Origin of the sequence: Frigoribacterium sp. PvP054 (assembly GCF_040547465.1) — a bacterium.
Lineage (GTDB): Bacteria > Actinomycetota > Actinomycetes > Actinomycetales > Microbacteriaceae > Frigoribacterium.
The window spans coordinates 37,379-52,731 of sequence record NZ_JBEPPU010000011.1; the positions used below are offsets into that span (position 1 = coordinate 37,379).

11 protein-coding genes are annotated in these 15,353 nt (G+C 70.1%); 5 read left to right on the forward strand and 6 right to left on the reverse strand.

Annotated features, from left to right (window positions below):
- Nucleotides 1-27 precede the first annotated feature (27 nt).
- Nucleotides 28-2,220: an ATP-dependent Clp protease ATP-binding subunit gene (locus ABID81_RS13110; RefSeq protein WP_354595231.1), complete on the reverse strand. Its 2,193-nt coding sequence runs from the start codon at nucleotides 2,218-2,220 to the stop codon at nucleotides 28-30.
- Nucleotides 2,221-2,452: 232 nt separating this feature from the next.
- Between ABID81_RS13110 and ABID81_RS13115 the strand changes: the two genes are divergently transcribed.
- The 4 genes from ABID81_RS13115 to ABID81_RS13130 all read left to right on the forward strand — a co-directional run bounded on the left by ABID81_RS13115 (nucleotide 2,453) and on the right by ABID81_RS13130 (nucleotide 8,282).
- On the forward strand, nucleotides 2,453-4,837 hold the full coding sequence (locus ABID81_RS13115; protein ID WP_354595232.1) for a hypothetical protein: 2,385 nt from the start codon (nucleotides 2,453-2,455) through the stop codon (nucleotides 4,835-4,837).
- Nucleotides 4,838-4,959: 122 nt separating this feature from the next.
- Complete coding sequence (locus ABID81_RS13120) at nucleotides 4,960-5,373, forward strand: DUF3060 domain-containing protein (RefSeq protein WP_354595233.1); 414 nt, start codon at nucleotides 4,960-4,962, stop codon at nucleotides 5,371-5,373.
- A gap of 196 nt (nucleotides 5,374-5,569) precedes the next feature.
- A complete protein-coding gene (locus tag ABID81_RS13125; protein WP_354595234.1) occupies nucleotides 5,570-7,693 on the forward strand; it encodes an Ig-like domain-containing protein in 2,124 nt (707 codons plus the stop codon).
- A gap of 154 nt (nucleotides 7,694-7,847) precedes the next feature.
- Complete coding sequence (locus ABID81_RS13130) at nucleotides 7,848-8,282, forward strand: pilus assembly protein CpaE (protein WP_354595235.1); 435 nt, start codon at nucleotides 7,848-7,850, stop codon at nucleotides 8,280-8,282.
- A gap of 65 nt (nucleotides 8,283-8,347) precedes the next feature.
- Here ABID81_RS13130 and ABID81_RS13135 read toward each other — a convergent pair whose 3' ends face one another.
- The 5 genes from ABID81_RS13135 to dnaK form a co-directional block, all read right to left on the reverse strand.
- Nucleotides 8,348-9,472 (reverse strand): class I SAM-dependent methyltransferase, encoded by a 1,125-nt coding sequence (locus ABID81_RS13135; RefSeq protein ID WP_502915228.1) that lies wholly within the window; start codon nucleotides 9,470-9,472, stop codon nucleotides 8,348-8,350.
- 62 nt (nucleotides 9,473-9,534) lie between these two features.
- Complete coding sequence (locus tag ABID81_RS13140) at nucleotides 9,535-9,972, reverse strand: heat shock protein transcriptional repressor HspR (RefSeq protein WP_354595237.1); 438 nt, start codon at nucleotides 9,970-9,972, stop codon at nucleotides 9,535-9,537.
- An 89-nt stretch (nucleotides 9,973-10,061) separates the two neighbouring features.
- Nucleotides 10,062-11,057, reverse strand: coding sequence for a DnaJ C-terminal domain-containing protein (locus ABID81_RS13145; protein ID WP_354595238.1), 996 nt, complete (start codon nucleotides 11,055-11,057; stop codon nucleotides 10,062-10,064).
- 157 nt (nucleotides 11,058-11,214) lie between these two features.
- Complete coding sequence (locus ABID81_RS13150; RefSeq protein WP_354595239.1) at nucleotides 11,215-11,874, reverse strand: nucleotide exchange factor GrpE; 660 nt, start codon at nucleotides 11,872-11,874, stop codon at nucleotides 11,215-11,217.
- Nucleotides 11,875-11,885: 11 nt separating this feature from the next.
- Nucleotides 11,886-13,766, reverse strand: coding sequence for a molecular chaperone DnaK (gene dnaK, locus ABID81_RS13155; RefSeq protein WP_354595240.1), 1,881 nt, complete (start codon nucleotides 13,764-13,766; stop codon nucleotides 11,886-11,888).
- A 204-nt stretch (nucleotides 13,767-13,970) separates the two neighbouring features.
- On the opposite strand from dnaK, the gene ABID81_RS13160 reads away from it, so the two are divergent.
- Nucleotides 13,971-15,353: an MFS transporter gene (locus tag ABID81_RS13160; RefSeq protein WP_354595241.1), complete on the forward strand. Its 1,383-nt coding sequence runs from the start codon at nucleotides 13,971-13,973 to the stop codon at nucleotides 15,351-15,353.

A 15,353-nucleotide genomic window follows, 5' to 3' on the forward strand; every position in this document is an offset into this window, starting at 1 on the left:
GACAGTCTGCCCGTCGTCGACGCGCGCTCAGGCACCGAGGTCGTCGAGATCGTCGGGCGTGGGCTCGCGGGGTTCGTCCCGCACGACGGTCAACGACTCGCCGCCGTCGGCGACGTCGACCCGGACGGTGTCACCGTCGACGACCTCACCACCGAGCAGCGCCATGGCCAGGCGGTCGTCGATCTGACGCTGCATGAGCCGGCGCAGCGGGCGGGCGCCGTAGATCGGGTCGTGGCCGCGCTCGGCCAGCCAGGCCCGGGCGTCGGGGGTGACGGCGAGCGACAGGCGGCGGTCGCCCAGACGGCGGCCGAGGCGGTCGACGTAGAGCGAGACGATCTGGCCGAGGTCGTCGGCGCTGAGCGTCGAGAACACCACGATGTCGTCGAGCCGGTTGACGAACTCGGGCTTGAACGCCTGACGGACGAGCCCCTGCACGAGCTCTTCTTTCTCGGGGTCGCTGAGCGACGGGTCGGTGATGACCTGCGAGCCGAGGTTCGAGGTGAGCACGAGGATCGTGTTGCGGAAGTCGACGGTGCGCCCCTGGCCGTCGGTCAGCCGGCCGTCGTCGAGCACCTGCAGCAGCACGTCGAACACCTCGGGGTGCGCCTTCTCGACCTCGTCGAGCAGCACCACGCTGTAGGGGCGACGCCGGACGGCTTCGGTCAGCTGGCCGCCGGCCTCGTAGCCGACGTAACCAGGAGGCGCGCCCACAAGGCGGGACACGCTGTGCTTCTCGCCGTACTCGCTCATGTCGATGCGGACGAGCGCCTTCTCGTCGTCGAAGAGGAAGTCGGCGAGGGCCTTGGCGAGCTCGGTCTTGCCGACGCCGGTCGGCCCCAGGAAGAGGAACGAACCGGTCGGGCGGTCGGGGTCGCTGATGCCCGCGCGGGTGCGTCGGACCGCTTCCGAGACGGCCTGGACGGCCGCCTTCTGACCGATGAGGCGCCTCCCGAGCTCACTCTCGAGGTGCAGCAGCTTCTCGGTCTCGCCGCTGAGCAGCCGCCCGACGGGGATGCCCGTCCAGGCGGCGACGACCTCGGCGATGTCGGCGTCGGTGACCGAGTCGCTGACCAAGCGGTCGTCCGACTTCTCGAAGGACTCGGCGTCGGCGAGGCGCTTCTCGATGTCGGGGATGCGCTCGTAGCTGATGCGGGCGGCGTCTTCGTACCGGCCCTCGCGCAGGGCCCGGTCGGCGTCGATGCGGGCCTCGTTGAGGTCGCTGCGCAGGGTGCCGACGCCCTGCAGGGCGGCCTTCTCGGCCTGCCACCGGGCGTTCAGGGCGTCGTAGGCGGCCTGTCGCTCGGCGATGGTCTCGCGCAGGGTGGCGAGGCGGGCCTGCGAGGCGTCGTCCTTCTCCTTCTTGAGGGCGAGCTCTTCGATCTGCAGCCGGACGAGGCCGCGGTAGAGCTGGTCGAGCTCGACGGGCGACGAGTCGATCTCCATCTTGAGGCGGCTGCCCGCCTCGTCGACGAGGTCGATCGCCTTGTCGGGCAGCTGGCGGCTGGGGATGTACCGGTTCGACAAGGAGGCGGCGGCCACCAGGGCACCGTCGGTGATCGTGACCCCGTGGTGCGCTTCGTACCGCTCTTTCAGGCCGCGGAGGATCGCGACGGTGTCCTCGACGCTCGGCTCGCCGACGTACACCTGCTGGAACCGCCGTTCGAGGGCGGCGTCCTTCTCGATGTACTGGCGGTACTCGTCGAGGGTGGTGGCGCCGATCAGCCGCAGCTCGCCGCGGGCGAGCATGGGCTTGAGCATGTTCGAGGCCGCGACCGAGCCCTCGCCGCCGCCGGCGCCCATCAGGGTGTGCAGCTCGTCGATGAAGGTGATGACCTGGCCGTCGCTCTTGGTGATCTCCTTCAGCACGTCCTTGAGGCGCTCCTCGAACTCGCCGCGGTACTTCGCGCCGGCGACGAGGGCGGCCAGGTCGAGGCTGATCAGCCGCTTGTCTTTGAGACTGTCGGCGACGTCGCCCTCGACGATGCGCTGGGCGAGCCCCTCGACGACCGCGGTCTTGCCGACGCCGGGTTCACCGATCAGCACGGGGTTGTTCTTGGTGCGCCGGGTGAGCACCTGGCTGATGCGTCGGATCTCGGCGTCGCGGCCGATGACCGGGTCGAGCTTGCCGCTGCGGGCGATCGCCGTGAGGTCGACGCCGTACTTCTCGAGCGCGGACTTCTGCTTCTCGTCGGAAGCGGGGGCACCCTGCAGGTTCGCCATGGGTGGTGCCTTTCGTGGAGGTGACGGACAGGAGGCGGTGGCCCACTCGTCGGGTCGAAGTTGAGTTGGCCTGACTCAAGTTTACGACCAGGTCGCCTCGGGCGCCAGGGCTGCGGAATCTTCGCGTGACTCATCTCGCGGTTGAAATATGTACATTGCGAATGTAGTATTTCTGTTGTTCTGTTTCTCGCCTGCCCTCCCGGTGGGCCGACCACGAAAGACACACACCCTTATGAAGATCGCAAAAGCCGGGGCCGCGTTCGGCCTCGCCGCGGTGACGCTCGCGTCGTCGCTCTCGATGGGGGCGGCGGCGAACGCTGCTCCCGACACCTCCGCAAGCCGATTCCTCGCACCGTTCGTCTGGACTTTCAGCGGCCTGAACGGTTACGTCGCTTACGACCGGGACTTCGCCCAGGGAGAGAAGGTGCCAACCTACGAAGAGGCGAAGAAGAATGCGGCTCTCTACGTGTTCCCTGGGATCGGAACCAAGGGGCCCATCACCTCGGCCAACGGCCAGTGCCTGGTCGGACACGACCAGACGGCCAAGATCGAGCTCGAGACTTGCGATGTGTCCAGTGCCGATCAGGTCTTCTCTGTGGCATCGAACGGACGCATCACATCACGGTGGGGCACTACCTTCTACTTCAACGAGAGCTCGGGCTTGAAGCTCTCCACGAACACTAGTTACAACGATCGCCTGGCGAGCTTGGACGATGCCACTGCAGCAGCCACGGCCCTGAGCATCGACGTGTACGAGCGGACGGCCATGGTCAAGGGCTACGCCGAGCCGGGTACGGTGGTGCGCGTCAAGGGAGCGGGAACGAACAAGACCGTGCAGGCCGATGTGACCACCGGCGAATGGAGCACCACGGTCAAGGGTCTCGCCCTCGGAGAGAACGCATTCACGTTCGAGTCGTTCGACGAGGACAACCAGTCCGTTGGCAAGTACTCGTTCACGGTGGACGTCCCCGTGACGGAGCTGGGCGCGACGGTGAAGTCCACGAGCGTGTTCGACGGGACGGCCGTGGTCGAGATCACCGGCACCCCCGGCCTGTCGCTGGACTACCAGGGCCGAGACGTCGAGCTCGACCGCGACGGCAAGGCGACCGTGACCGTCGACGGCCTGAGCACCGGTGCCAACACGGTCCGGTTCCAGCAGTACGAGGGCGGCAAGCAGATCGGCGCCGACCTCGACTACGACATCCAGGTCGTCGTGGCGAACATCACCGCGAAGGCCGAGTTCGACAGCCGCGGCAACGACCACGACGCCATCGTCTCGGGCACCGCCGAGCCCAAGGCCGACATCCGCGTCGTCGACGACAACGGCCTCGAGACCACGACCACCGCCGGCGACGACGGCTCCTGGTCCACCCCCGTCCCGGCCCCGGGTGCCGGCATCCAGGGCTTCGAGGCCAGCCAGTCGATCAAGGGCACGGACGCGGGCTCGTACGACGTGACCCTGAACTACGGCGCGGAGGTCGACATCACCTCGCCCCGGGCCGACAGCAACTGGGCCGGCGGCGACCTGACCATGCGCGGTGACGGCCAGTACGAAGCCGCCGTCGAGATCACCGAGAAGGGCAGCGACACCGTCGTGGCCTCGGCCACCGGCATCAACAACGGCACCTGGTCCGTCAGGGTCCCCGACGTCGACGGTGACCACAAGCACACCTTCACCGCCACGATGCACTCCAAGGGCAACCTCACCACGACCAACACGATCGTGCTGAACCCCGACAAGGACGAAGCCGAGACGGCCGCCCCCCTGGCGCTGACGAACCCCGACGCCGCCCAGCTCGCCGCCGGCTACACGCCCAACGCCGCGTACACCTTCCGCGGCACCGGCAAGCCGAACTCGACCATCACGGTCGAGAACCTCAAGGGCATGAAGCTCGGCACCACCACCGTCGACGACAAGGGCACCTGGGCCTGGACCCGCAGCAACATGGGCACCTACAACTGGAGCATGAACTTCGTCCAGGACAAGGGCACGGCGGGCGAGCAGACCGTCGCCCTGACCGGGTTCAAGCCCGGTGCCGAGACGCCCAAGCCCGGCACGCCCGTCGTGATCACGAACCCCGCCGACGTCAGCGTCGGTTACACCCCGGGCAGCTCGTTCACCTTCACCGGCACCGCCGCACCCGACACCGCGATCACGGTCGAGAACGCCGTCGGCATGAAGCTCGGCGCGACCACCACCGACGCCGAGGGCGACTGGGCGTTCACCCGCACCAACATGGGCACCTACAACTGGACGATCCACTTCATCGCCGACAAGGGAGGCGCCGACGAACAGCGCGGCATCCTCACCGGCTTCAAGCCCGACCCCGACGCCGGCCCCGTCCAGGTGACCAACCCCACCCCCGCCCAGATCGCGGCCGGCTACACCGCGAACGCCGCCTACACCTTCGAGGGCACCGGCACCCCCGGCAAGACCATCACGGTCCAGAACCTCAAGGGCCTCGTCCTCGGCACCACCACCGTCGCCGACAACGGCACCTGGTCGTGGACCCGCACCAACATGGGCGCCTACGTGTGGTCCCTGGACTTCGTCCAGGACGCCGGCAACGCCGGCGAAGCCACCGCCCCCGTCAGGGACTTCGCCCCGAAGGCCTGACACCCACCCCGAGCACGACGCGTCCACCCACGCGGTGAACCCGTCGAGCCCACCCCGAGGGCGGTGCCCCGCGCCGCCCTCGGGCCCCCTGCCCGCACCATCGAGACGAAGGCCAACCCGCCATGACCACGAAACCCCTCCTCGCCACCGCGCTCGCCGGTCTCGCCCTGCTCGGCGCCCTGACCGGCTGCACGAGCACCCCCGACACCGCCGACCCCCTGCCCACCCCGACCGGTCAGCCCGACAACGAGTGCGTCGACGGCATCGCCTACCTCCAGTTCACCGAGACCGACACCGACCTCTCGCTGCCGGAGGGCTGCAGCACCGTCATCGTCCTCGGCGACGGCGGCACCGCCACCCTCGGCCCCGTCGACGACCTCTCGGTGATGGGCGACGGCAACACCGTGACCCTCGACAGCGTCCACCGCATCGATCCCACCGGCAACGACAACACCATCACCTACGGCGGCGACGCCCCCGAGATCCTCGGCGACGACACCACGAACGGCACCGGCAACACCATCACGGCCGGCTGACGCCCCCACGGCACGACCGACCGAGCACGACCTGGCGGCCGGACCTCACCGAGGTCCGGCCGCTTCCGTCTGCCCGGCGGCACCGTCCAGGGTCGCCCCCCGGGGCACGCGACAAGGCGTGGGTCATGAATATCGCATACCATGTGATGTGTTTGTTGTTCACCGCCCGTCGGGCCGACCACGAAAGACACACACCATGAAGATCGCCAAGACCGGGGCCGCACTCGGCCTCGCCGCGCTGACGCTCGCGTCATCGCTCTCGACCGGGGCCGCCGCCGGTGCCGTCTCGACGACGGACCCTCAGGCCGCGAAGGCACAGAAAGGCGTCCGTCTGGTGTTCCATCGAGGTGCGACACAGTTCGACTACCTGTTCAAGAACGGTTCTTACACACAGGCGGGGACCGCCGATTCCCTCGCTACGGCGCTGAGCAAGACCGCCTCTTTTCCCATCAAGGCCAGGAAGAGCGGCTGGTTCCAGCTGCAGGACGTCTCGGTCACCGGCGCCTGTCTAGGAATCGGCAACGCGAACGGCGCGCTGACCGGAGTCAACTGCGACACCGCGGCCAGCTGGATTCGAGCCACCGACTCCGTTCTCCAGTTCGAGAAGTACCCATCGACCAAGGTCACCGGCAAGTACGGCGTCTGGATGGCCACGAGCAACTCGACGTCATCCGTCTCGATCCCCCTCGTGGCGGGCGCAGCCGACATCGGGGCCTCCTACGCTGACACCCTGAGCATCGACGTGTACGACCGCACGGCTGTCGTCAAGGGACATTCCGAGCCGGGGGCGGTGGTGCGCGTCAAAGGTGCGGAGACGAACAAGACCGCCCAGGCCGACCCGACCACCGGCGAGTGGACCACGACGGTCAAGGGACTCGCCCTCGGAGAGAACGCCTTCACGGCCGAGTCGTTCGACGAGAACAACGTGTCGCTCGGCAAGTCCCCGTCCACGGTCGACGTCCCCGTGACGGAGCTGGGCGCGACGGTGCAGTCCACGAGCGTGTACGACGGGACGGCCGTCGTCGAGGTCACCGGCACCCCCGGCCTGTCGCTCGACTACCAGGCCAGGGAGGTCGAGCTCGACCGCGACGGCAAGGCGACGGTCCTCGTGGACGGCCTCACGCAGGGGTCGAACATCGTGACCTTCCAGCAATTCGAAGGCGGCGAGCAGATCGGCGCCGACCTCGACCACGACGTCCAGGTCGTGGTCAGAGACATCACCGCGAAGGCCGAGTTCGACAGCCGCGGCAACGACCACGACGCCGTCCTCTCGGGCACCGCCGAAGCCAAGGCCGACATCCGCGTCGTCGACGACAACGGCCTCGAGACGACGACCACGGCTGGCGACGACGGCTCCTGGTCCACCCCCGTCCCGGCCCCGGGTGCCGGGCTGCACACCTTCGAGGCCACCCAGTCGATCAAGGGCACGGACGCCGGCTCGTACGAGGTGACCCTCAACTACGGCGCCGAAGTCGACATCACCTCACCCCGCGCCGGCAGCACCTGGTCCGGGGGCACCCTGACCATGCGCGGTGACGGCCAGTACGGCGCCGCCGTGGAGATCACCGAGAAGGGCAGCGACACCGTCGTGGCCTCGACGAGCGGCATCAACAACGGCACCTGGTCCGTCAGGGTCCCCGACGTCGACGGCGAGCACAGGCACACCTTCACCGCCACGATGCGCTCTCAGGGCAACTTGACCACCACCGACACCATCGTGTTGAACCCTGACGAGGACGATGCCGAGACGGCTCGCCCCCTGGCGTTGACGAACCCCGACGCCGCCCAGCTCGCCGCCGGCTACATCCCCGACTCCGCCTACACCTTCCGCGGCACCGGCACCCCGGGCAGACTGATCACCGTGGAGAACTTCAAGGGCCTCCGCCTCGGTGCCACCATCGTCGACGACAAGGGCGTCTGGGCCTGGACCCGCAGCAACATGGGCACCTACAACTGGAGCATGAACTTCGTCCAGGACAAGGGCACGCCGGGCGAGCAGACCGTCGCCCTGACCGGCTTCAAGCCCGACCCCGACGCCGGCCCCGTCCAGGTGACCAACCCCGCCCCCGCCCAGATCGCGGCCGGCTACACCGCGAACGCCGCCTACACCTTCGAGGGCACCGGCACCCCCGGCAAGACCATCACGGTCCAGAACCTCAAGGGCCTCGTCCTCGGCACCACCACCGTCGCCGACAACGGCACCTGGTCGTGGACCCGCACCAACATGGGCACCTACGTGTGGTCCCTGGACTTCGTCCAGGACGCCGGCAACGCCGGCGAGACCACCGCCCCCGTCAGGGACTTCGCCCCGAAGGCCTGACACCCACCCCGAGCACGACCGACCGGCCGGACCTCCCGAGGTCCGGCCGCTCGCGTCCGTCCGGCAGTCGCTGCACGCATCGGCGCGGGCCCACGGACCAGCCGGGGACACGGGCATCGCGGACAGCGGTTCGCGGGCGGTGCACGATGGCCGGGTGCTCGATCATCGACTCGCCCGACGGCTGCGCGACGCCGGCCTCCGGTGGCGACCCCGGCCCGGCGACCGCTTCGTCCTCGAGACCGAGGGCTTCGAAGCCGACGTCTTCACCCTGAGCGACATGACCATCGAGGCCCACGAGTACCCGACCGGCACCGTCCTCGGGTTCAACGGCACCACCGAATGGGCACTGGACTCCGTCGCGGCGGCCGACGCCCTGTGGCTGCCCCGCGAGGACCAGCTGCGCGAGCTGCTCGGGCCCGCGTTCGTCGGCCTCCACCGCACCCCCGGCGACGGCGGCACGGGCGGGTACGAGGTGCGCACGCGCGTGACCGGCACGGACGAGACCGTCCCACACCGCGCCTCCGAGGCCGAGGACGCCTACGCCCAGGCGCTGCTGGCCTACATCGACGCCTCGCTGCGACTCGACTGACCCTCGACGGGCGCGCGTCCGTCCACCGTCAGGACGTCCAGGGCGCGGCCGGTCGGCGCCCTCGATCAGACGGTCGGCGCCCGCCGGGTCGACCGCGTGACGGTGAACTTCGCATCGCGCGAGACCTGCTCCGTCGGGCCGACGGTCCGCTCGAGGTCGGGCCGGTAGCCCAGCGGGGAGTTCCAGACGCACCAGAGCTCACCGCCGGGACGCAGCAGTCGGGCCGCCGCCACGAACAGCTTGTGGGCGATGCCCGCGTGGACCGTGGCTCCCACGTGGAAGGGTGGGTTCAACAGGACGAGGTCGGCCGAGGCCGCGGGCAGGCTCGCACCCGCGTCGTCGCGAGAGACGCGGACCCGCTCGGCGACGCCGGTGGCGGCCGTCGTCGCCCGGGCCGACTCGACCGCCGCCCAGGACTGGTCGGTCGCGACGACGCGCGCCTCGGGGTGCGCGAGCGCGAACGACGCGGCGAGCACCCCGGTGCCGCAACCGAGGTCGACGACGTCGAGGCGCTCGGGTCCGACGCGGTCGAGCACCGCGAGCAGGCGGCGGGTGCCGATGTCGATCGTGCTGCCGGCGAACGCCGCGCCGTGCGCGACGACGACCAGCTCGCCGTGCTCCGACGCCTTCGGCCAGGTGCGCTGGGCACCCGGGCGCGGGGACGTGGCGGTCAGCACGCGCGACTTCTGGCGGGCGAGCCCCGCGGTCACCTCGCCGAAGTGGCGGCGTAGGACGTCGTTCATGGCCAGGGTCATGTGCTTCACGCGCCCGCCGGCGACGAGTCGCACCCCGGGGTGGGCGTGGGCCGCCACCTGCTCGGCGATCTCGTCGAGCGCGTCGAGGCCACGGGGCAACTGCAGCAGGACCGTCCGCGCGCCGGCGAGCAGGTCGGCGTCGAGCCCGTGGTGGCTCCAGGTGACCGGGAGCTCGAGCCGCTCGGCGTTCGCCGCCAGGGCCAGCTCACCCGAGAGGGAGTCCTGGTGCACGCGCACGGGGTGCCCGCCGACCAGCTCGGCGGTGCCGAGGGTGAGGGCGCCGTACCGGTCACCGATCACGACGACGTCGTCCGACCGCGAGACGAGCGCCTCGCGCGCCGTGTCGAGCAGCAGCCGGTCGGTGGCGTCGTGCGCGACGAGCTCGGGTGCCTCGACGTCGGGCCATCGGCGGAGCCGGTCGAAGTCGATCACCAGGCCACGCTAGCGGTCGCCGGCACCCGCACCCTGCGGCCGGGCGGCCGGGCGGGCCCGGGCCGTCAGCGCAGCGGCCGCCACACGACCACCGACGTCTGGCGCGTGGGTCGCGTGCCGTGCTTGAGCGGGACGACCCCGCCCTCGCCCGCGGCGAAGACCCGTGCCCCGGGCCGGTTGACCAGCTCGTCGGCGAGGGCGCGCTCGAGTTCGCGGACGCGCTTCTGCAGCGACGTCACCTGGTTCTCGAGCTCGAGGACGCGCCTGATGCCCTCGAGCGACACGCCCTCGCCGCCCAACCGAGCGATCTCGCGCAGCTGCACGACGTCGCGCATCGAGTACCGACGCGACTTGCCGGCCGTGCGCTGCGGCACGACGAGGCCGAGCCGGTCGTACTGCCGCAGCGTCTGGGCGTGCAAGCCGGACAGCTCGGAGGCCGTCGCGATCGCGAAGAGCGGGGAGTCCTCGTCCAGCGGGGCGGCGTGCGGTTGCGGGCGGTCCATCTGCTGCTCCTTCGGCGGTGTCGTGGCGCCGGGCGGTCAGGCGCGGGCCGCGCGGTCAGGCCCGGGTCGATCAGACCAGGCGCGGGCGGTCAGGCCCGGGCGCGGGCGATCAGGTCGTCGCGGGGGTTCTCGGCGGGCAGGGCGGCGGCGAGCGCCTCGACGGCCTCGCGGGCCTTGTCGTTGAGGTGCGCGGGCACGGCCACCTGGACGGTGGCGAGCAGGTCGCCCACGCCGTCCTTCGCGTGGACGCCGCGCCCCTTGACGCGCAGCACGCGTCCGGACGGGGTGCCCGGCGCGACGCGGAGGCGCACCGGGTCGCCGCCGAGGGTGGGCACCTCGATGGTCGCCCCGAGGGTGGCCTCGGCGAAGGTGACGGGCACGTCGAGCCGCAGGTTCTTGCCGTCGAGCTCGAAGACCGGGTGCTTGCGGACCGCGACGGTGAGCACCATGTCGCCGGCCTCGCCGCCGTCGGGGCTCTGCTCGCCCCGGCCGCGCAGCTTGATCTTCTGGCCGTCGTGCACGCCCGCGGGGATGCGGACCTTCATCGGCTTGCCGTTCGACGCCTGCAGCGTGATGGTCTCGCCGACGATCGCGGTCTGGAAGTCGAGGGTCGTGCTGGCCGTCATGTCACGGCCCTTCGACGGGCCGCCGAAGCCACGGTAGCCGCCGCTGGTCTGGCCGAAGCCGCCACCGCCGAACATGCCGCCGAAGATGTCGTCGAACCCGCCGCCGCCGCCCTGGCGGAACTGCGTGCGCTGACCGCCCTGGTTGAACATGCCGCCGAAGACGTCCTCGAACCCGCCACCCGAGCCTCCGGGGCCGCCGCTGCCGGCCGTGAAGCGAGCCCCGTTGCCCATCGCCCGCACCTGGTCGTACTCGCGGCGCTGCTCGGGGTCGGAGAGCACCGAGTTGGCCTCGCTGATCTCCTTGAACTTGGCCTCGCTGGCCGCGTCGCCCGGGTTGCTGTCGGGGTGGTGCTTGCGCGCGAGCTTGCGGTAGACCTTCTTCAGCTCGGCCGGCGTGACGTCTTTGGAGACGCCGAGGACGGCGTAGAAGTCCTTGTCGAACCAGTCCTGACTCGCCATGCGGCACCTCCTTCCTTGACTGGAGGTCACCGACCGGCGGTGACCTGGAGAGAACGGGGGAGGCGGTGGGCACCTCGTCGAGGAGCCCACCGCCGGTCGCGACTCGCGTCGCAGGGGGTGGTGACGGGCAGCCCGGAGGCCGCCCGTCACCGGGGTGTCACTGCGGGGTGTGCACCGCGACCTTGGCGGCCCGGATGACCCGGTCGCCGATCGTGTAGCCCGGCTCGATGACGTCGGCGACGGTGTTGACCGTCACGTCGGCGCTCGGCAGCTGGACGAGGGCGTCGTGCTTGCTCGGGTCGAAGACGTCGCCCTTCGCGCCGATCTGCGTCAGGCCGAACTTGTCGAGCCCCCCGCGGATCTTCTGCGCGATGACGGTCATCGGGCCCTCGGCGAGATCGCCGTGCTGTTCGGCACGGGCGAGGTCGTCGAGCGCCGGCAGCAGCGACCGGACGACCTCGGCGACCACGGCCTCGCGGTTCGCCTCACGGTCACGCTCGACGCGCCTCCGGAAGTTCACCAGCTCGGCCTGGGCCCTCAGCATGTCTTGACGCATGTCGGCCACGAGGTCGGCACTCGCCGCGTCGAGGATGGCCTCGTCGTCGGCGCTGAGCGTCTCGGTGCCCTCGGGGGCCCCGGCCATCGCCTCGGCCGCGGCCTTGGCACCCGCCGGGGCCCCGGCGTCGGCCGGGACCTCGACGTCGGGCGCCTCGGCGTCGACGAGCTCGTCGGGGTCGACCACGTCGGCCGTGCCCCCGTCTTCGGACGGGGTCGCGGGACGCGGCTCGTCGTCGGGCGTCTTGTTCTGGTCAGTCATGCCGACCGCCTCTACTTCTTGTCGTTGTCGTCGTCGTCCACGACCTCGGCGTCGACGATGTCCTCGTCGTCACCCTGGGCCTGGCCGTCGGCCGGAGCGCCGTCGGTGCCCGCGGCACCCGCGGCGCCGGCCTGGTCGGCCTGGCTCTGCGAGTAGATCGCCTGGCCGAGCTTCTGCTGGCTCTCGTTGAGCTTGTCGAACGCGGGCTTGATCGCGGACTCGTCGTCACCGGCGAGCGCCGACTTGAGCGAGTCGACGTCGGCCTGCACCTCGGACTTGACGTCGGCGGGCAGCTTGTCGTCGTTCTCCTTGATCAGCTTCTCGATCGAGTAGACGAGCTGCTCGGCCGAGTTGCGGGTCTCGTTGGCCTCGCGACGCGCCTTGTCCTCGGCGGCGTTCTCTTCCGCCTCGCGGACCATGCGCTCGATGTCGTCCTTCGACAGCGACGAGCCGCCCGAGATGACCATCGACTGCTCCTTGCCGGTGCCCTTGTCCTTCGCGGACACGTGCACGATGCCGTTGGCGTCGATGTCGAACGTGACCTCGATCTGCGGCACGCCACGGGGGGCCGGGGCGATGCCGGTCAGCTCGAAGGTGCCGAGGTTCTTGTTGTCACGCGTGAACTCGCGCTCGCCCTGGAAGACCTGGATCGCGACGGACGGCTGGTTGTCGTCGGCCGTCGTGAAGGTCTCGCTGCGCTTGGTCGGGATGGCCGTGTTGCGCTCGATGAGCTTGGTCATCGCGCCGCCCTTGGTCTCGATGCCGAGGCTCAGCGGGGTGACGTCGATCAGCAGGACGTCCTTGCGCTCGCCCTTCAGCACGCCGGCCTGCAGGGCGGCGCCCACGGCCACGACCTCGTCGGGGTTGACGCCCTTGTTGGGCTCCTGGCCACCGGTGAGCTGCTTGACGACCTCGGTGACGGCCGGCATGCGGGTCGAACCACCGACGAGCACGACGTGGGCGATGTCGCCCACCTTCACGCCCGCCTCCTTGATGACGTCGTTGAACGGCTTCTTGGTGCGGTCGAGCAGGTCGCTCGTCCACTGCTCGAACTGCGAGCGCGAGATGGTCTCGTCGAGGTTGAGCGGGCCCTCGGCCGTCAGGGTGAGGTACGGCAGCTGGATGCTGGTCGAGGTGCTCGACGACAGTTCTTTCTTGGCCTGCTCGGCGGCCTCTTTCAGGCGCTGCTTGGCGATCTTGTCGGTCGACAGGTCGACGCCGTGGGCGTCCTTGAACTTCTTGATCAGGTGCTCGACGATGCGGTTGTCCCAGTCGTCGCCGCCGAGGCGGTTGTCACCCGAGGTGCTGCGCACCTGAATGGTCGAGAAGTCCTCGTCCTTGCCGACTTCGAGCAGCGAGACGTCGAACGTGCCGCCACCGAGGTCGAAGACGAGGATGAGCTCGTCTTCCTTGCCCTTGTCGAGGCCGTAGGCCAGGGCGGCCGCGGTCGGCTCGTTGATGATGCGCAGGACGTTGAGGCCCGCGATCTCGCCGGCCTCTTTGGTGGCCTGGCGCTCGGAGTCGTTGAAGTACGCCGGCACGGTGATGACCGCGTCGGTGACGTCCTCGCCGAGGTACTGCTCGGCGTCGCGCTTGAGCTTGCCGAGGATGCGGGCGCTGATCTCTTGCGGGGTGTACTTCTTGTCGTCGATCTCGACCTTCCAGTCGGTGCCGACGTGGCGCTTGACCGACGCGATGGTGCGGTCGACGTTGGTGACGGCCTGGCGCTTGGCGGTCTCGCCGACCAGCACCTCGCCGTCCTTGGTGAACGCGACGACCGAGGGGGTCGTGCGCAGACCCTCGGCGTTCGCGATGACGGTGGGCTCGCCACCCTCGAGGACGCTGACGACCGAGTTGGTGGTGCCGAGGTCGATTCCTACTGCACGTGCCATGTGCGATTTCTCCTTCGTGGTGCGGTGTGACGAAAGCCTTGGGGGCCGGCCTTGAGTCGGCCAGGCTCAACTTTACTCACCTCGCCGCCGAGGTCAAGCTGTGAACCTGAAAGTTGAGCCAGAACGGCTCAACTCCCGATCGTGCCGTGACGGACCAGGAGGCGCGGCCCGCGTCGGTCACGTCCGCCCACTAGGTTGACCCCCATGACCGCAGCGCAGACGCTCGCCGACAGCAGCCCGATCCCGCGTCGACGGGTCGTGTCGTGGGCCCTGTGGGACTGGGGCTCGGCCGCGTTCAACGCCGTCGTCACGTCGTTCGTCTTCAGCACCTACCTGGCCAGCGGGGCCTTCGTCGACCCGGCGGTCGTCGCCGCGGCCGGCGACGACACCCGCAACCCCGCCCTGGTGCTGGCCAAGGCCGAGAACGCGACGGTCATCTCGACGGCCCTGACGATCGCGGGCGTGCTGATCGCCCTGCTCGCGCCCGTGCTGGGCCAGCGCAGCGACGGGTCGGGCCGACGCAAGCTCTGGCTGGCGATCAACACCGGCCTGGTCGTCCTGGCGATGCTGGCGATGGTGTTCGTCGCCCCGGCGCCGGGCTCCCTGGTCTTCGGCGCGGCCCTGCTCGCGGTCGGCAACCTCTTCTTCGAGTTCGCCAGCGTCAACTACAACGCCATGCTCGTGCAGGTCTCGACGCCGAGGACCATCGGCAAGGTGTCGGGCTTCGGCTGGGGCCTCGGCTACGTCGGCGGCATCGTGCTGCTGCTGCTGTTGCTCGTCGCCTTCTTGCAGAGCTTCGGCGTCGAGGGGCGCGGCGGCCTGCTCGGCGTCGCCACGGGCACCGCGGGCGGCTCGTGGGACGTCCGCTTGTCGATCGTCGTCGCCGCCGTGTGGTTCGCCGTGTTCGCCGTGCCGGTGCTGCTGTCGGTGCCCGAGCTGCCCGCCACCGCCGCGAGGGCCCGGGTGGGGCTGTGGCGCTCGTACCGCCTCCTGGGGTCGACGATCGCGAAGCTCTGGCGCACCAACCGCCAGGTGCTGCTCTTCTTGCTGGCGAGCGCGGTCTTCCGTGACGGGCTGGCGGCCGTGTTCACCTTCGGCGCGATCATCGCGGCCCAGGTCTTCGGGTTCTCGCCGAGCATGGTGATCTACTTCGCCGTCGGCGCGAACCTCGTGGCCGGCATCGGCACGTTCGTCGGCGGCTGGCTCGACGACCGCCTCGGAGCCAAGACGATCATCGTCGGGTCGTTGATCGGCCTCGTGGCCGCGGCCTTCGCCGTGCTCGCCATCGGCACCGCGACGAACCTGTTCTGGGTGTTCGGCCTGGCCCTGGCGCTCTTCGTCGGACCGATCCAGTCGGCGAGCCGGTCGTTCCTCGCCCGCATCACTCCCCCGGGCCGCGAGGGCGAGATCTTCGGCCTCTACGCGACGACGGGCCGGGCCGTCAGCTTCTTGGCGCCCGGGCTCTTCACGGTGTTCGTCGGCGCGACGGGCGACACCCGCTTCGGCATCGTGGGCATCGCCCTCGTCCTGCTGGCCGGCCTCGTGCTGATGCTGCCGGTCCGGGCGACGCAGCGGGCGATCGACTGA